We start from the raw sequence: 18,265 nt of genomic DNA, 5'->3' as shown, positions 1-18,265 counted from the left end.
CTATACTTTCATAAATCGACGTAGTGATATGGTGCTGCCAAGAGCCCCTATCACCGTGCCTGTTACCAATAGCACTACACTTATGTTTGTAATAAATGGGTATTGGGGGATTAGCGGTAAAAATGCCAGGGATTCATACACTTGATGTATCAAAACTCCATAGGTTTCATTTAAACACAATACGGCAACCAACGCTCCACCAAACCCTAACATCATACCTTCCAATAAGAAAGGCCAACGAATAAACCAATTTGTGGCACCAACATATTTCATAATACCAATCTCTTTACGCCGAGCAAATACGGTAATACGGATGGTATTGGAAATAATAAATAGCGCAGCTAAAGCTAAAAATAGAATGATAACCAAACCAAAGATTCGCACCATCTTCGTTAACGCAAATAGCTGTTCAACTACTTCTTGACCAAATTTTGCATTTTCTACCCCTTTTAATTGGGTAATGGCTTGAGCCACTGGTTTCACACGATCAGTCCTGTCCACCTTGACCTCAAAGGCGTTTGGCAGTGGGTTTGCCTCGCCAAGGGCATTCAGTAAACTCTGCTGTTCTCCTAAACGCTGTTTGAAGCGTTTCATGGCTTCTTCTTTATCGATAAAGTTCACTTGCACAACACCAGGCAGCTTTGTAATACGAGTTCCCACTTCACGCATCTCGTGCTCACTTAAACCATCCTGCAGATATACAGAAATCTGTACCTGTGACTCTAAGGTAGAAGCCATATTATTCAGATTTAAAACCATTACTAAAAACATACCTAAAATGAGCAGAGACAAGGCCACAGTACTAACCGACGCAAAGCTCATTAAGCCATTTCGCCTAAGAGAAGAGACTGCTTCTCTGATAAAATACTCCATTGTTCTAATCTTCATAACCGTATACCCCTTTCACCTGATCCCGAGCAATACGGCTTTTTTCAATTGCAATAACTCGTTTTTTCATAGCATCAACCACAGTCTTATCATGGGTAGCCATAACAATGGTTGTCCCATCTTTATTAATTCGTTCAAAGATTTTCATAATTTCCCAAGATGTTTCTGGATCTAAGTTTCCTGTTGGCTCATCGGCAATCACTACTACAGGATTATTAACAATGGCTCTTGCAATTGCAATACGCTGCTGCTCACCACCAGACAGTTCACCAGGGAAGTTCTTGGCTTTGTGCCGCAAACCAACTAAGTCTAATACATGAGATACACGTTTTTGAATCTCTCGACGAGAAGACTCAATTACCTGCATAGCAAATGCTACATTTTCATACACCGTTTTATTCGGCAACAAACGATAATCTTGAAATACAATACCTAAATTGCGCCTTAGGTAAGGTACTTCTGAAGGCTCTAACTCGCCCACATTACGGCCATTGACAATTAATTTACCTTTTGTCGGCAACTCCTCCCGAAAAATCATCTTTATAAAAGTGGATTTACCTGCACCACTGGGGCCTACCACAAATACAAAATCACCTTTAGGAATGTCAACCGTAATATCAGAGAGGGCGACACAACCATTATCATAAACTTTAGAAACACCATCCAAATGAATCAACTATAGTCACTCTCCCTACTACCAGAAAAATTTCAGCTCTACTTGTAATTCTTTGACGTTTGTACCAAAATCCCTTTTTTTTGCTGTTATTTTTCACAATCCAACTTTTTCAAAGTTATATTTTGTAAAAACAACAGCGAGAATACTATTCTTAGTAATAATAAGAAAGATATGCTCCACAAATTGTATCCAAGTAATAACTGTATTTATTTTAATTGCATCCTAAATTATGGCTACCTCAACTTAGAACCAGCTTATAATATCTTCAGAAATAACCCTTCTTTTTGACCTTATATTATTTTTATTTGGATAGCCAACAGATATAACAGCCATTAATTCTAACTCCTTTGAAGCTCCCAATATCTCTTTTACCAGATTTTCATTTTTTAGTATCTCACCAATCCAACAAGTACCTAAACCAAGTTCATAAGCAGCAAGCAACATATTCTGAATTGCGGCTCCGATTGCTTGCACATGTTTTAGATAAATACCTTCTACTTTATTATCTACCACTTTCGTATCAAGAAAGACTGCTATCAAGCAGGGAGAAGTCTGTAGCCAACTTTGATAAATCGTTAGGGATGAAAGCCTTTTAATTAACTCTTCATTATTCATTACAACAGAAAATTTCCATGGTTGTAGATTATTACCCGAAGGAGCCCAGCTCCCAGCAGTTAGTATTTTAGTAATATCATTTTTACTTACTTTTTCCGATGTATAGGATCTAATACTTCTCCGGTTTACTATTGTTGACATGATTGAATCCATTTTGAATCCCTCTACTCTTTACTATTATTTTTTATTAGGATTATCTCTGATACTATGTATTACTTTATATCTGAAGCAGGATATTCCTGCTACGTTTCCCCTCAAAATTACAAGGCTTAACAATATCTGAATTTATCTGCAAAATAGGCAGGAGTTTTATGTTCTATCGCTAATTTATTATTTTCAGAATAGATGAGTCTTAGATAAAGGAAATTGGGAGGTAAGTATGCAATATCGAATCCAAGGAAATAGTGAAAATGTTAATTGGCAAGAGGTTTGCAATGTACTCCGCGATGCAGGATTGGCAACTCATTCTGCAGAATTGACGAGGAAAGCCTTTGAAAATAGCTATCGCGTAGTATTCATATTTAATAATGAATCGTTAATTGGGGTAGGTCGGGCTATTTCAGATGGTGCGTACCAGGCGGCAATTTACGATATTGCTGTTCGCCCTTCCTATCAAGGAAAAAACATTGGCAGATTGATTGTTGAAGAGATTCATAAGGGCTTAGAGAATATGAATATTATCTTGTATGCAAGTCCAGGAAAAGAGCCATTTTATCGCAAAATTGGTTATCATAAAATGCTTACAGGGATGGCTAGGTTTACGAAGGAAAGAGTAATGCGTGAAAGAGGCTTTATTGAATAGGTTACGAACACAGCTGCCCGTTAACGGTCGCAGCTGTGTCTTTTTTGTAGTACCAAAAAGTATAAGTTTTGTTGTTGTTTGTAGGTCGCTTCGAGTCCATATTATTAAAGCTTCACCGTGTTACTTGACTTACGCTTATAATAACATGGACCCGTCGCTTGATCCGTAGACTAAAAGAACGCAAAGTGTTTTTCTTATGGTATCAGAATTTATAAGTTTCTAGTTAAAAAGATTGAACCACAAAGACACAATGCCGATATCGCGGCACACAAAGAAGATGGGAATGAGATGGATAGAACCCCTTTGTGACCTTTGTGTCTTTGTGGTTCAAAAATGACGCGAAGTGTTATTCTTACGTTCTTTACACTGGTGCAATCTTTACCTGCCGTTAAAGATTGCACCAATGTATAATGTCGTCGCCCCTAATACAATTACCAAACCAAAATACCACCAAGCTACTGCTAATCGCTGGCTTAGGGTAAGGTGATAATAATTAACATCTTCCTTCAGGTCAACATTTTTCCAAATCCGATATAAAGAAAACCAAAAAAATAAAAGCAGAAAAAAATTATAAGTATATAAATATAACCCTCCAATTACAAGACTTCCTAACCACCAAAGACGATGGGTAATGGCAACAGCAATACGACCTCCATCCAGTGGGTCGCAGGGAATCAGATTAAATAAGTTTAATAAACAGGCAGTATAAGAAAGAACTAATAACAAAAGACTATCCGTCCATAAGTAGAAGGCCAAGCAAATCAATGCACTCAAAGTTCCCATCGCCGGCCCACCGATTGCTACATTGGCTTCCATTTTTGCATTGCGGGGCAATTCCTTGATTCTTATAATCGCCCCAATAAAGGGAAGAAATACAGGGCGAGAAACATTTAGACCAACTACCTTTGCCGCCATTAAATGTCCCCATTCATGCAACAGAAGTAAGAGCACAAAACCAATCGCAAAAGACATCCCAAAAGCCATCGCATAAACAAGTATAGAAATCACCATGGATACAGCCATGGTAACCCCAGATCCCATTTTTAACATGGCAATCAAGCCTACTAAAAAAAGGGCTAACTTACCCAGCATCTTCTTACCAAAACTGACCACTTGCCATGCCTTCATCCTTTACCCTCCATACGATATAAAAAATACGTAGCTTATTTTGAACCACAGAGACACAGAGGACATAGAGAAAAGATAGGGAAAGTTAGAGCCCCTCTGCGTACTCTGCACCTCTGTGGTTAAATCTTTTTATCATAACAAAAACGCCCCTCTACATGTGTATGCATGCGAGGAGCGTTTTATCTTTATTGGAATTTATTTCTTCCGACTAACTGCTTTCTTGGCAGCAGCTACAATATCTTCTGCTGTTAAATGATATTTGACTAATAGAGAACTTGGAGTTCCGGACTCACCAAAGGTATCCATTACACCTACACGTTCCATTGGAACAGGGTTATTTTCTACTACTACTTCGGCAACAGCACTGCCAAGACCACCAATAACGCTATGTTCTTCACAAGTGACAATTGCACCTGTGTCAGAAGCTGCCTTAATAATTGCTTCCCGATCAATTGGTTTAATGGTATGTATATTAAGAACTCTTGCTGAAATCCCAACAGCAGCAAGTTCTTCGGCTGCCTGTTTTGCAGTTGCCACCATAATGCCCGTGGCGATAATAGTAACATCTTTACCATCTGCGAGCTGTACTGCCTTACCAAGTTCAAAAGTATAATCAGCGGCAAATAAATCCGGCACTGACATACGGCCCAAGCGAATATAAACAGGGCCATCATAGGTAGCCGCATAAGCCACAGCTTTACGTGTCTCTTCTGCATCGGCAGGCACAATGACTGTCATATTTGGAATGCTGCGCATTAAAGAAATATCCTCAATGGATTGGTGAGATGCTCCATCTTCACCAACTGTCAAACCAGCATGGGTAGCGGCAATCTTTACATTCAGTTTTGGATAGCAAATTGAATTACGAATTTGTTCAAAAGCACGACCTGCGGCAAACATTGCAAAGGTAGATACGAAAGGAATCTTACCACTGGCTGCTAGACCTGCCCCAATTCCCATTAAATTTTGTTCTGCAATTCCTACGTTAAAAAAACGCTCAGGAAAGGCTTTCTTAAATACTGCTGTCTTGGTGGATTTTGATAGATCCGCATCCAACACCACAATATCCTTATGTTTTTCTCCAAGTTCTTTTAGTATTTCTCCATATGCTTCACGAGTTGCTAACCCCATTTTTTAACACCTCTCATTGGCTGATGATAACCGCTTTTTAGCGTTCATCCAACCTATTTATTATTTATTTTGATTCGAGATCATTTAATTGTGCCATAAACAATTCGCACTGCTCGCGACTAGGCGCTTTGCCATGCCAATCTGCTTTATTTTCCATTTCACATACGCCTTTGCCTTTTATGGTTGTAGCAACGATCATGGTAGGTTTGCCTTTTATTGTTTTTGCAGTTTGAATCGCAGCATAAATAGCTTGGATATCATGTCCATCTATCTCAATAACATGCCAATTAAAAGCTTTCCATTTTTCTGGTATAGGCAGTGGTGAAAGTACTTCTGAAACAGGACCATCTATTTGTAATCCGTTAAAATCAACAAAAGCTGTTAGGTTATCCAATTTGTAATGAGCAGCAAACATGGCTGCTTCCCATACCATACCTTCTTCTAGTTCCCCATCACCAAGAACTGCGTATACTCGATTGGTACGTCCATCAAGACGAGCCGCTAAGGCCATACCTGATGCAGCACTTAAGCCCTGTCCTAGGGAACCCGTGGACATATCAATTCCAGGTAAACTCTTCATGCTAGGATGTCCTTGGATACGACTGTCAATCTTACGCAATGTCAATAGTTCTTCCTTGGGGAAAAAGCCCTTTTCTGCCAACGTTGCATATAAGACAGGAGCTGCATGTCCTTTTGACAAAACAAAACGATCACGGTCAACCTGATGAGGATCACTCGGATTTACATTCATTTCAGCAAAATATAATGTTGTTAAAATATCAGCTGCGGATAAGGACCCCCCTGGGTGACCCGATTGAGCCTCCGTAACCATTGCTACAATGTTAGAGCGAATGGATTTTGCATAACTCTCTAATTGAGATACTTTTTCTTGCGTTAGTTTTTCAGCCATAGATACAACCTCCTTTAGTTTTAAGAAAAATGCTTATTTTAACCCTTATTTACTTCTGTAAATCCTTCACCTAACACCTCATGGGCTGTTGTCACAATTACAAAAGCCTTAGGATCAATCTGATAAATCACTTCTTTGAGTTGAGTTACCTCACTGGTGCTTACCACACATAATAATGTTTCCCTAGACTCGCCAGTGTAGCCACCCCTTGCTTGCAGTACAGTCACACCCCGATCCATTTCATTGATAATAGCAGCAGCCACCTGCTTAGGTTGGTTGCTCATAACAAAAAAGGCCTTGGATGTACTAGGTCCTTCTTGCACTAGATCAACAATTTGACCTGTAACAAACATGGAGATTAAAGCATATAAGGAAAGTTCAGCACTTTTAAAAGCTAAACCTGCAAACACAATTACAAAAAAATCGGCTGCCATCATAGCTTGCCCAATTCGGATTCCTAGTATCTTATTGAGAATAACAGCAGCTAAGGCCGTTCCAGCCGTATTGCCCTTGGACCGAAATACGAGTCCCATACCAATACCGCCCACCACTCCACCGTACAACGAATTTAACAATAAATCCGATGTCAGCACAGGGGTAAAAGGAGCTGTAAGATCAATCATTATGGACAACATGGCAGCACCAAATAAAGTATTAATCCCATAACGGGCTCCTAATACTTTAAGACCAATAATAAACAAAGGAACATTAAAGGCCAGCATAATTACACCGACGGGCCAGTTTAACAAATAATAAAGTACTGTTGCTAGACCACTTACGCCGCCCGCTGCTATTTTATTTGGAATTAGAAACATATTCAAGCTAATCGCAGTAATCAAGGCGCCTAGGGTAATTCCCAAATAATCACGCCATACTATTTTCCTCATCATTATGCCTTCCCGCACTTTCTTTGAGAAATAAGTTCCAACGCTAACTCTGCATTCTGAAACGCTTTATCCCGTAACTGGGCACTCTGCTTCGCCTTCGAAGGGTTCATACCTGTACTCGTAGGCCATAGCTGCCGCACCTTCTCAACCAACATCTGACTATCTATATTTTGTAGTGTTCCTACATGACACTCTCCTAAAGATTCAAGAAAACGATCAATCTTTGGATCGTAAGAAATGCCAACCATAGGGACATGCATAACAGCAGCAAAAATCAAAGCATGAAGCCGTATACCGATTAATACATTAAAATTCCCTACTAAGGATAGCAACTCACTCGTCGTGTACTCTTCATCTAATACAATAGATTGTTTCTTTGTACGAATGGCCATTTTTTTTGATACGGCGCAATCCTCTGGCCACTGCATGGGTAAAAACACAATTTTAGCCCCAAATTCCACTGCTAATTGGTCAGCAACTTCCACGAGGGCCTGCTTATAATGTTTCCAATCCTTCCATTCTCGAACGGAAATACCAATTAGTGGTGCTGTACCTTCAACACCAGCTTTTTGTAAAATTCTTCTACCAATCTGCTTATCTACTTGGTGCATTGCTAGCACAGGATCCGCAGTAACGTGAATAGGTGGCTTCACTACTCTAAGTCTTTTTAATTCAGCAAGAGAGCCTTCGTCTCGTACAGTAATTAAATCTACCATATTGCCAATATAACGCATAGCACTTCTCGCCAAGGTTCCCCGTACAGGCCCTATACCTTGGGCATAGAGCATAACAGGCGTACCTAATTTTTTAGCCAGCATCATAATACTTAGGTAATAATATAAACTCCGCTCGCTCGTCACATCCTGGAGCAAGCTGCCACCACCACTAATCAGCAACTGGCTTCGCGATAAAGTCCGGGCAATCTCCGGGTAATTTAATCGATAGATAGCCGCTACTCCATGGCGCCTGCGAGTATCCTCTGGATTACCCGAAAGTACTGTAATCTTTATATCGGATGCAAGTTCAGTTAATACTTCAATCATGGCTGCAAGCATGGCTTCATCACCAGCATTACCAAAACCGTAGTACCCTGAAATAACAATCTCACTCATTCTCAGTAGGTCTCCTTCCTAGGACAACAGACAAATAGCAGAGCAACTGTACACCAATTACCGCCAATATACCCATACCAATCCCTGCTACCATACCATCTATACCACGGACAAAAGACATAAAGACAGGAGTGCGTATGTGGGCAAAGGTTTCTACTAAAGAACCTTGAGCGATGGTAGCAACTACAACTAAGGTATAGTGTACTACTCTTGGCCATTGGCGATACAAGGCCATCACAGCAAGGAAAAAGGCAGGATGCCCTATCATAAACTCTTTTTCCCGAGGTCTAGCAAACATTACCCTCTCCAAAAAAGCCCGCATTTTAAGTTCAATATCAGGCACAGGCACACCTGCCGTGTGACCCGATCTACCCACAAATACCCATCCGGCTAGAGCTACTAAAGCAAATATCACTAAGGTCTTAATTTGTACAGGATAATTCAGCAATTTCACTACTTGCTGCCAAACATCTTTGCGATTTTCTTGCTCCGTTACCAATAAATTATACCGAGTTAAATACACTACAGTAACCAAGAGAAGAGGAGCGACAAAGGTTAATTTTACACCACGGAATATTTCCATTTCGAGAAAAAAACGTACATCACCAAGTACAGCAGCGACATACATACCGCCAATCATTGACAGAATAACGATAATTATTAAACCACCGATCCCATCTCTAATAATACCAATTAGAGGTTTACGACCTTGAATCGTCATACCTCTCCAACGATCAATTTGCCAGGTCATGGCCAGAACAGGAAAGATAATCGCACTAAATAAGGCGACAGCCTGGCGAACCACATCCCCACTACCTTTTACTAAAGGAAATGCAAAGATAAGACCTAGAAGCAGCAACAATCCATATTGGTATTTAAGGGCGAACGGACGCACTAACGTCAAAAACAATACTCCTGCAGCTACTGCGCCAAGTGCAATGATCGCTAGCAAAAATTTATTAGGAAAGTAAGGTTGGTATGTACCGGCACGCCCTATGGTAAAACCGTTATTGATCAAACCATCACGCACATCGGCCACATATTCCAAATTCGTTTCGATAAGGGTTTTGCCCGGTTCCGCTTTGTCATACTTTCGCAAAAGATTAACCCGTATATTACGCTCTTGATCCGTTACGATCCAACGCTGTACAGCTTCTGCCTGTTTTAATTTAGGCTGTTCATCTTTGGGAATCACATAAACTCGCGCTGCCTTATAATCATTGGCAACCGCCATAGGCACAAGACCTTCTTGTTTAAAAAACTGCAGTTGTAATGGATGCTCAATTAAGTCTAAGGTTAGCTGCTTTTCTTTGACTTTTTTCAAGGTTAAGGATAAAAGATCTGGATATCCTAATGCTTCATCTCCAGCAAACATTATCGAAGAAACCTTATCAATACCTGACAACCGGTCAAACACACCTAACACATCTGATTCTTGTACTTTTGAATAGTTACTAGGCCGAGCTACGACCCAAAATCCTTGACTTGCCACATAACGCATCTCATCTGTAGGCAACCCAAGATTCCATTTGATTACTTTTTCATAATTGGCTTTAACAGCTAAAATCTGTTTTTGACTATCAAGAAGGGTTACCCTTTCACGGCTTAAACGTTTGCTTAAATCTTCCTTAACCTCAGCAAAAACTTGTGGGTCACGACCAATTACATATACATCTTCCGCTTTAATACGCCCTGTCTCTACCAAGTTACGCCAAGCAATATCACTCAGCATACCGGTTTGGTATTGCTGTAACAATTGGGCACCAGAAAGAGTCGTCACCTTACCGCTTTTATTTAATTTTTCTAAGGTAGTCTCGTAGACTGCGAGGGAAGTAATACCTGCATCCTTAATTCGTTGCATCAAAGCATCTATAGGAGCACCCTCAAGCTGTGCTAATTCAAGAACATCCTCATATTCCATAACCATTTCAACGGTTGTATTATTTTCTTCTACCTTATGACGCTGCCATACAATAGACAAGGCTGCCACTAAGCCAATTGCAATCAATGCTACTAATATCCGATTATATGTAAACTGTTTCAACAATCGATCCCACCTTATCATAAATAAGTCCATGTAACTATATTCTAACCGCTTTCTGCAATACTTTATGCAACTTCATCATATTCTGTCAAAACTGCCCAATATCCTGCTTATCTGTAAAATTTTTATTATTAAATAGAGAAAAAAACAAGCTTACTAAAAAAAAATTGCCCTTGGGTGAAGGGCTAGTGGGAGCGGTTATCCAAATATAAATTCACTTTCCCACTTTCCATTACAATGTCACGAACATTTACGTGGAATGGTAACTTATTTAAATCCACTAGAGGAATCTCTGTTAAAAGAGTACCACCAATATTGCCAGTCATTCTATTATTAATTAAAAATCTTTCCGTAACAAACTTGATTTTTTGGCCATCGCCTACTACTTTACCTTCCATACTCACAGCCACATTGGCAAAACCGCCAAGGGCAAAGGTACTTGTCGCCTTTATCTTATCCGAGGTAATATCCACGACAGCGTTTTTTACCCCTTTTACAGACTGGTTCAAGTATTTGGCTAACTCTTCTTGGGTCACTATAGCCTTAATATCTACATCACCAACAGATTGAAGGGCGACTACCTTGCGCGTTAAGAGTGCTCCCATATCTAATTGGGCATCTTTCAATGTTATATCCATCTGGGCAAATTGAATTTTATCCGCTTTTACCTGCTGGGCGTTAAGGGCAATTTCATCAAACTTACCACCTAACATGTATAGTGCAGGCCTTTTGGTGAGGGTGACTGCTACTTGTTCACTCCCCACTAGCCCCATCATACCTTTAGCCACAATATCCGATAGTACCGTTGGCAGCAGTAGCTCTGCTGCTACTGCCAAAATAAGTACTGCTACTACAAGACGCAAGCCCTTTGTCACAGGATACGCCTCCTTAATTCACTACTTTCCGCTTTTTAAAAAAGCTTCGATGAAGATGTTTAACTCCCCGTCCATAACAGCGTGGACATTGCCTACTTCCGCACTGGTACGGTGATCTTTTACCATATTGTAAGGATGAAATACGTAGGAGCGAATCTGACTGCCCCACTCAATTGCTTGGTAATCGCCACCAAGCTCATTTTTTATATTCTCCTGTTTCTGCCGTTCTAATTCATATAACTTAGCCCGCAGCATTTTCATACACTGTTCCCGATTTTTAATTTGAGAACGTTGGGTTTGGCATTGCACGATACTGCCTGTTGGAATGTGAGTCATGCGCACAGCAGAGTCCGTCTTATTAATATGCTGCCCACCAGCACCACTGGCGCGATACGTATCAACTCGAACATCTGCCATATTGATGTCAATTTCCACATTGTCATCAATTTCTGGCATAACATCAACTGCCGCAAAAGAGGTATGACGACGCCCACTGGCATCAAAAGGAGAAATACGTACTAGGCGGTGTACCCCTTTCTCCGATTTTAAATATCCATAGGCATTGGGCCCGGATACCAGAATGGTAGCACTTTTCACGCCGGCTTCATCACCAGCCAAAAAGTCCATGGTCTCAACCTTATAGCCATTCTTCTCTGCATAACGCACATACATACGAAGTAACATTTGAGCCCAGTCCTGAGCTTCTGTACCACCAGCTCCAGCATGCAACGTAAGTATAGCATTACTACCATCATGTTCTCCCGAGAGCATTAAGGCAACTTCCAAACGTTCAATATCTTGAGTCATTTTATCAATGGCTGCTACTACTTCTGGGTATACACTTTCATCCTTTTCTTCCATACCCATTTGCCACAGCAAACCTAAATCTTCATATTCAGCAGATAGCTGTTCAAATTGAGCAACACTATCTTTAAGTACGTTTAGTTCTTGAGCCACTTTTTGGGCAGCATTCGTGTCATCCCAGAATCCTGGCCCACCCATCTGATCTTCTAATAGAGAAATGCGCTCTTCTTTGCCAGCAACGTCAAAGAGAAGCCCTCACTTCAACTAATTTTTGTTCAAAAGCAGCAATCTGCACTCGCAAATCTTCTAACAACAACTGTATCAACTCCAATAAATTAAAAATTATGATATAAATATTTAAACATGAAAACGTGAATCCGCTAATACGGATACAAGGAGACGATTAACCACAGAGGCGCAGAGGACGCAGAGAGGTCTATATTATTTTACCCTCTCCATTCCTCTGTGTTCTCTGTGCCCTCTGCGTTTCATACTTTATTATATCTCTTCATTCTTTACAAGTTCCTTACTTCGCAGCACCGCAGCATTTTTTGTACTTCTGACCAGAACCGCAAGGACATAAATCATTACGACCAGTATGATCTTTATTGACGACCGGCTGCTGGTGTTTTTCCACTGGTTCTTCTGCATCATCTCCATGTACAGCATGGGCTTGCTGCAAACGATCCTCCGGTGGAGCCACAATATTTACGCGGAATATATATTTTACAATATCTTCCTGAATCAAATCAATGAGTTGTTGGAACATATCATATGCTTCAATTTTATATTCAATTAAAGGATCACGTTGACCATACGAACGCAGACTAATCCCTTCGCGTAACGTATCCATTGCATCTAAATGTTCCATCCATTTGGAATCAACTACTTTTAACATAACGACTTTTTCCATTTCACGCATATTGTCGCTGCCAAACAAAGCCTCTCGTGCGTCATAGGAAACAGTTGCTACCCGCAGTAATTCAGCTTGTAGTTCTTCACGGCTCAATTTCTTTAGATCTTCTTCTTGCAACTGGCCTTCTGGTGCAAATATTTCCTCACAATACTCGATTAATCCTTGGTAACCCCATTCTTCTGGATACAGTTTTTCGTCGGCAAATAGCTCCATACCCCGGGTTACCAACTTTTCGATCATATGGAAAATATTTTCCTTCATGTTTTCCCCCACCAAAATCTGGCGGCGTTGTCCATAAATCACTTCCCGCTGCTGGTTCATTACATCATCATATTCTAACACGTGCTTACGCATGTCAAAATTGCGGCCTTCTACTTTCTTTTGGGCCTGTTCAATAGAACGAGTGATTAAACTATGCTCAATGGGTTCATCCTCTTCCATACCTAACTTATCCATGATAGTAGCAATATTGTCGGAACCAAATAAACGCATCAAATCATCTTCTAAGGATAGGTAGAAATGGGACGAACCAGGATCGCCTTGACGACCTGCACGGCCACGTAACTGATTATCAATCCGGCGGCTTTCATGACGTTCCGTACCAATGATGTGAAGTCCACCTAACTCCGCTACGCCTTCACCTAATACAATATCCGTACCACGCCCTGCCATATTGGTAGCGATTGTGACAGCCCCTAACTGACCAGCCTGCGCTACAATCTGTGCTTCCATCTCATGGAATTTAGCATTCAAAACATTATGGGGTACATCTTTCTTCTTCAGCATATCACTTAAATGTTCTGATTGTACAATGGAGGTGGTTCCTACCAATACAGGCTGACCCTTCGCATGGCGTTCCACAATGGAATCCACTACGGCCTTGTATTTAGCCCGAGTAGTTTTGTAAATTACATCAGGTAAATCCTCACGGCTAACTTCTTTATTGGTTGGGATAGTAATAACATCCAACTTGTAAATTTTCCGGAATTCTGCCTCTTCCGTTTTTGCCGTACCTGTCATACCTGACAGTTTTTTATACATACGGAAATAGTTCTGGAAAGTAATCGAAGCTAATGTCTGGCTTTCCCTTTCTACTTTTACGCCTTCTTTTGCTTCAATGGATTGGTGAAGACCATCGGAATAACGACGACCAAACATTAAACGGCCTGTAAATTCATCGACAATAACGACTTCTCCGTCTTTTACCACGTAGTCCCGATCCCGTTTCATTAAACCTTTGGCTTTTAGTGCTTGGGTAAAATGATGGGACATTTCAATATTTTCATGGTCATATAAATTTTTGATACCTAGTAATTTTTCCGCTTTCGCTATACCACTTTCCGTAGGTGCTACGGTACGAGTTTTTTCATCTACCGTGTAGTCTTCTCCTTCTTTGAGCTTAGGAGTAATTCTTGCCATTACATGATATAACTCTGTTGATTTCTCCCCTGGTCCGGAAATGATAAGAGGTGTGCGGGCCTCATCAATCAAGATACTATCTACTTCATCCACAATGGCATAATTTAATGGACGTTGTACCATTTGATCCGCGTAGATAACCATATTATCACGAAGATAATCAAAACCAAATTCATTGTTGGTACCGTATGTAATATCTGCATGATATGCTTGTTTACGATCAACAAAATCCAGTCCATGGACAATCAAACCAACGGATAAGCCTAAAAAGCGATATACCTTGCCCATCCACTCGCTATCCCGTTTCGCTAAGTAATCATTCACTGTAACGACATGTACCCCTTCACCTGTAAGTGCGTTCAAATAAGTAGCAAGGGTACCTACAAGAGTTTTCCCTTCCCCTGTACGCATCTCCGCAATATTACCTTCATGCAGGGTAACACCACCTAAGATCTGCACATCAAAATGTCGCATTCCAAGTACACGACGTGACGCTTCCCTCACAACCGCAAATGCTTCAGGCAAAATATCATCCAAGGTTTCGCCCTTTTCCAAACGTCGTCTAAACTCAACTGTTTTAGCTGACAGTGAACTATCACTCAGCTTATGCATAGTTGGCTCAATTGTATTTACTTGCTCTACATATTTCATCATACGTTTTATTTCTTTTTCGTTATCATCACCGAATAGATTTCTTAAAAATTTAAGCAACAGGTATCAACTCCTTAATAGTTGGCATATATCATATTCTTCTATTAGTTTACAGTATATGCCTAATTTAAAATTTTATCAAAAGATAGTAGATAAGTCAAAATAAATAAACTTAGTGAGCTTCCTTAGAAAGTATAACTTCTTGAATCAAGCTGTATATTTCTTTGTAAAAATGGAAATACTTAGTAGTATAATACCATCTAACGCAAGGGGGAATATATATGCAAGCCAATAGCATTAATGTCATCGGACAAATCGCTGACTTGAAAGATACAGATTACAAAAACACACTGGCAATTAGCACGCTAATAGAGTTATTAATAGAAAAAAATTTCTTCAGCAGAGAAGAATTTGCTCATAAGGCCCTAGAATTAGAAAATGCTACAGTCCGTGAGATTTCATCACTGCGACGTGTCCAAAAGTTGACAGTGTAAAACATAGGCTTTGCGAACCACAGAGGCGCAGAGAGCACAGAGTGGCTGCGTTCTCTGCACCTCCGTGGTTTATTGACTTTTCCCATAATATATCAATATTTTACAAGAAAAACCGGGGCAAATGCCCCGGTTTTTTCTTGTAACTTTTTAGCTTAGTTAGAATCTGGTTCAATTAAACCGTATCTTCCATCTTTACGACGATACACTACGTTAACTTCTTCTGTTGTAGCATCTCTAAAGACATAGAAATCATGATTAATCAAATTCATCTGCAAAATGGCTTCTTCTGTATCCATCGGTTTAACAGCGAATCGTTTGGTTCTTACGACCTGTAGTTCATCTGTTTCTGACGGTACAGTCGCCGCAACTAATTCCCCTTTGAAAACTCCAGCTTTTAGTCTGCGGGAAATTTTGGTTTTATATTTTTCAATCTGTTTTTCAATCTTATCAACAACAAGATCGATAGAAGTATACATATCAGCAGTAGCTTCTTCGCCTCTGAGAATCATACCATTAATAGGTACGGTGAGCTCTATAATGTGACGACCCTTTTCTACAGCTAAAACAGCTGTAATCTCACCTAGAGTTTGGAAGTATTTTGTGATTTTACTGGTGCGCTTTACTACGTAATCCTTTAGTGCTGGTGTAATTTCGATATTTTTGCCTCGTACAGTGATTGCCATAATCGCCCATCTCCTTCCAGTGTCTATATAAGTATTATTCTCCATATTAGCAATAAAATCCTTTATGAATTTTAATTATTTTAAAAATTAAATCATATTACAAAAAACCTACTGATTCATTTATAATTAAGAGAAATCTGTAAGGCCGTTAACCACAAAGGCACAGAGAAGAAAGAGAAAATATCAAATTATCCGCTCTGCGTTCTCTGTGGTTAAAAAAACAACGCATAATATCAAAAAACCCGGCTATAAATAGCCGGGTATATTTGTCAAAATCTATTAAGCTTTAGCAACGTTAGCTGCTTGCGGTCCACGTGCGCCATCAACAATGTCAAACTCAACTTGTTGACCTTCAGTTAAAGTTTTGAAGCCTTGATCTTGAATTGCTGAGAAATGTACGAACACGTCGCCGCCATCTTCTCTTTCAAGGAAACCATAGCCTTTTTCAGAACTGAACCATTTTACTTTACCAATCATTATGAAACTCCTCCTAAAAATAAACAATAAACTGGGGCCAACCACGTGACCACAATATAAAGTATAACATTACTGGATAATGGTGTCAATGTGACACCAACTGGAATTGGCATAATTGCCATCCAATTTTTTACAATATTTTGGATAAAAACGCCTTTGTGCGTTCCTCTTTTGCACTATTAAAAATTTGTTCAGGAGTGCCTTCTTCTACAAGACGTCCTTCATCCATAAAGATAACACGGTCACCAACTTCGCGGGCAAAACCCATTTCATGAGTAACAATTGCCATAGTCATACCTTCATGAGCTAAGGATTTCATAACATCAAGTACCTCATTTACCATTTCTGGATCAAGAGCAGAAGTCGGTTCATCGAACAACATGACTTTCGGTCTCATCGCTAAGGCTCTCGCAATAGCGACCCGCTGTTGCTGTCCACCTGACAATTGTTCTGGATAAGCATAAGCCTTATCACCTAAACCCACTTTTTCTAGTAAATCCAACGCTACTTTTTCCGCTTCTGCTTTTGGCATTTTGCGTACTGTCATAGGTGCTAAGGTTACATTTTCCAAGACAGATTTATGAGGGAATAAGTTAAAGCGCTGAAATACCATCCCCACTTCTTCTCTTACCTTATTAATGTTGGCTTCGCTGGTCAGAGGAATACCATCTACCACGATTTCCCCCTCTGTTGGCTCTTCCAAATAATTAATGCAGCGAAGCAGCGTACTTTTACCTGAACCACTAGGTCCAATAATAACCACTACTTCTTTCTCTGCAATATGAGCATTAATGCCTTTCAATACATGAAGCGCGCCAAATTTTTTGTGAATATTTTTAATGCTTATCATCGATCTTGTACCTCCGCTCCAAATAATCTACCAGGCGAGAAATAGTGAAGGTCATAATCAAATAAATAAATGCTACAGATAACCATATCTCAAAGGATCCATAAGTACGAGCAATAATCAGCTGTCCTCTTCTCGTAAGCTCTTCAAAGCCAATTACAGATACCAAGGAAGAATCTTTCATCATCGCGATAAATTCATTGCCAAGAGGCGGAATGATTCGTTTGAAAGCTTGAGGCAAAATAATATGATACATAGTCTGCCGCCAAGTCATACCCAGAGAACGTCCTGCTTCCATTTGTCCTTTGTCAATGGACTGAATACCGCCACGGAAGATCTCAGCAACGTAAGCACCGCTGTTGATACTGCAAGCAGTAATCGCAGCGATAAAAGGATCAATTCGTTGTCCCACCAAAATAGGCAGAGCAAAATAAATAAGGAAGATCTGCACCAGTAAAGGTGTCCCACGAATAAAGTCAACATACACGGCAGCTAATGCCTTAATAATCCATGTATTGGATAAACGGGCGATCCCAACAAACATCCCGATTAACATACCAAGACTTACACTAAACGCTGTAATTTGTACTGTAACCCCTGCACCGACTAATAAAAGCGGAAAAGATCGTACAACTAAATCAAAATCAAAGTTCATCGTTTTCACCCTTAATTCAAAAAATATACATACATGCATATTAATGCAATACTATGATTATAACATACAGCATAACCCTGTCAATCCTATTTCTAAAAACCCCTAACGTCCTTTAAACGTAGGCGTTTGAACCACAAAGGGGATAATTTAACGCGTTTTTTAACCACAGAGGCGCAGAGAGCACAGAGAAGGGATTGATAGGGTTAAAAAAATCCCCCTCTGCGTACTCTGCGCCTCTGCGGTTAGTTATT

Annotated in this window: 18 protein-coding genes; 2 read left to right on the top strand and 16 right to left on the bottom strand. The window is 40.1% G+C overall.

All coding sequences use genetic code 11. The features are described from left to right. The 3 genes from ftsX to QSJ81_RS22650 form a co-directional block, all read right to left on the bottom strand. On the bottom strand, positions 1-888 hold the full coding sequence (gene ftsX, locus QSJ81_RS22660; protein WP_285719620.1) for a permease-like cell division protein FtsX: 888 nt from the start codon (positions 886-888) through the stop codon (positions 1-3). After that, positions 878-1,564 carry a cell division ATP-binding protein FtsE gene (gene ftsE, locus QSJ81_RS22655; protein ID WP_285719619.1) on the bottom strand — a complete coding sequence of 229 codons (687 nt, stop codon included), beginning with the start codon at positions 1,562-1,564 and terminating at the stop codon, positions 878-880. The genes ftsX and ftsE overlap by 11 nt, the downstream gene beginning before the upstream one ends. A 243-nt stretch (positions 1,565-1,807) precedes the next feature. Next, positions 1,808-2,332, bottom strand: coding sequence for a nitroreductase family protein (locus QSJ81_RS22650; RefSeq protein WP_285719618.1), 525 nt, complete (start codon positions 2,330-2,332; stop codon positions 1,808-1,810). A 226-nt stretch (positions 2,333-2,558) separates the two neighbouring features. On the opposite strand from QSJ81_RS22650, the gene QSJ81_RS22645 reads away from it, so the two are divergent. Next, positions 2,559-2,981, top strand: coding sequence for a GNAT family N-acetyltransferase (locus QSJ81_RS22645; protein WP_285719617.1), 423 nt, complete (start codon positions 2,559-2,561; stop codon positions 2,979-2,981). A 378-nt stretch (positions 2,982-3,359) separates the two neighbouring features. Here the strand turns inward: QSJ81_RS22645 and QSJ81_RS22640 are convergent, their stop codons facing one another. From QSJ81_RS22640 to secA, 9 genes are all read right to left on the bottom strand, one after another. Beyond that, the gene (locus tag QSJ81_RS22640; protein WP_285719616.1) at positions 3,360-4,109 is read right to left on the bottom strand and encodes a site-2 protease family protein; all 750 of its coding nucleotides are present in this window, start codon (positions 4,107-4,109) and stop codon (positions 3,360-3,362) included. Positions 4,110-4,304: 195 nt separating this feature from the next. Continuing rightward, entirely contained in the window at positions 4,305-5,240 is a 936-nt protein-coding gene (locus QSJ81_RS22635; RefSeq protein ID WP_285719615.1) for a transketolase family protein, read from the bottom strand. 64 nt (positions 5,241-5,304) lie between these two features. Continuing rightward, on the bottom strand, positions 5,305-6,150 hold the full coding sequence (locus tag QSJ81_RS22630) for a transketolase (RefSeq protein ID WP_285719614.1): 846 nt from the start codon (positions 6,148-6,150) through the stop codon (positions 5,305-5,307). A 38-nt stretch (positions 6,151-6,188) separates the two neighbouring features. Beyond that, entirely contained in the window at positions 6,189-7,040 is an 852-nt protein-coding gene (locus tag QSJ81_RS22625; protein ID WP_285719613.1) for a YitT family protein, read from the bottom strand. Beyond that, a complete protein-coding gene (gene csaB, locus QSJ81_RS22620; RefSeq protein WP_285719612.1) occupies positions 7,040-8,149 on the bottom strand; it encodes a polysaccharide pyruvyl transferase CsaB in 1,110 nt (369 codons plus the stop codon). The genes QSJ81_RS22625 and csaB overlap by 1 nt, the downstream gene beginning before the upstream one ends. Continuing rightward, positions 8,142-10,193, bottom strand: a complete 2,052-nt coding sequence (locus tag QSJ81_RS22615; RefSeq protein ID WP_285719611.1) for a DUF5693 family protein — start codon at positions 10,191-10,193, stop codon at positions 8,142-8,144. Before QSJ81_RS22615 ends, csaB begins: the two co-directional genes overlap by 8 nt. A 185-nt stretch (positions 10,194-10,378) precedes the next feature. After that, positions 10,379-11,068, bottom strand: a complete 690-nt coding sequence (locus QSJ81_RS22610) for an LmeA family phospholipid-binding protein (protein ID WP_285719610.1) — start codon at positions 11,066-11,068, stop codon at positions 10,379-10,381. Positions 11,069-11,089: 21 nt separating this feature from the next. Continuing rightward, positions 11,090-12,188 (bottom strand): peptide chain release factor 2 gene (gene prfB / locus QSJ81_RS22605; RefSeq protein WP_285719609.1). Its coding sequence is split into 2 segments (ribosomal slippage): positions 11,090-12,115 and positions 12,117-12,188, totalling 1,098 coding nucleotides; the frame shifts between segments, so codons are not numbered across the junction. Between the two features lie 210 nt (positions 12,189-12,398). After that, positions 12,399-14,918, bottom strand: a complete 2,520-nt coding sequence (secA, locus tag QSJ81_RS22600) for a preprotein translocase subunit SecA (RefSeq protein WP_285719608.1) — start codon at positions 14,916-14,918, stop codon at positions 12,399-12,401. A gap of 221 nt (positions 14,919-15,139) precedes the next feature. Here secA and QSJ81_RS22595 point away from each other — a divergent pair, with 221 nt between their 5' ends. After that, complete coding sequence (locus QSJ81_RS22595; RefSeq protein WP_285719607.1) at positions 15,140-15,352, top strand: hypothetical protein; 213 nt, start codon at positions 15,140-15,142, stop codon at positions 15,350-15,352. Between the two features lie 152 nt (positions 15,353-15,504). Here QSJ81_RS22595 and hpf read toward each other — a convergent pair whose 3' ends face one another. The 4 genes from hpf to QSJ81_RS22575 form a co-directional block, all read right to left on the bottom strand. Next, positions 15,505-16,035: a ribosome hibernation-promoting factor, HPF/YfiA family gene (gene hpf / locus QSJ81_RS22590; protein ID WP_285719606.1), complete on the bottom strand. Its 531-nt coding sequence runs from the start codon at positions 16,033-16,035 to the stop codon at positions 15,505-15,507. Positions 16,036-16,314: 279 nt separating this feature from the next. After that, complete coding sequence (locus tag QSJ81_RS22585) at positions 16,315-16,512, bottom strand: cold shock domain-containing protein (RefSeq protein ID WP_007930253.1); 198 nt, start codon at positions 16,510-16,512, stop codon at positions 16,315-16,317. Between the two features lie 130 nt (positions 16,513-16,642). Then, positions 16,643-17,362 carry an amino acid ABC transporter ATP-binding protein gene (locus tag QSJ81_RS22580; RefSeq protein WP_285719605.1) on the bottom strand — a complete coding sequence of 240 codons (720 nt, stop codon included), beginning with the start codon at positions 17,360-17,362 and terminating at the stop codon, positions 16,643-16,645. Then, a complete protein-coding gene (locus QSJ81_RS22575) occupies positions 17,349-18,014 on the bottom strand; it encodes an amino acid ABC transporter permease (protein ID WP_038673800.1) in 666 nt (221 codons plus the stop codon). The genes QSJ81_RS22580 and QSJ81_RS22575 overlap by 14 nt, the downstream gene beginning before the upstream one ends. Between the last annotated feature and the right edge of the window lie 251 nt (positions 18,015-18,265).

Source organism: Pelosinus sp. IPA-1 (assembly GCF_030269905.1).
In the GTDB taxonomy this organism is placed as follows: domain Bacteria; phylum Bacillota; class Negativicutes; order DSM-13327; family DSM-13327; genus Pelosinus.
This window is presented reverse-complemented; position numbering and strand designations above follow the sequence as displayed.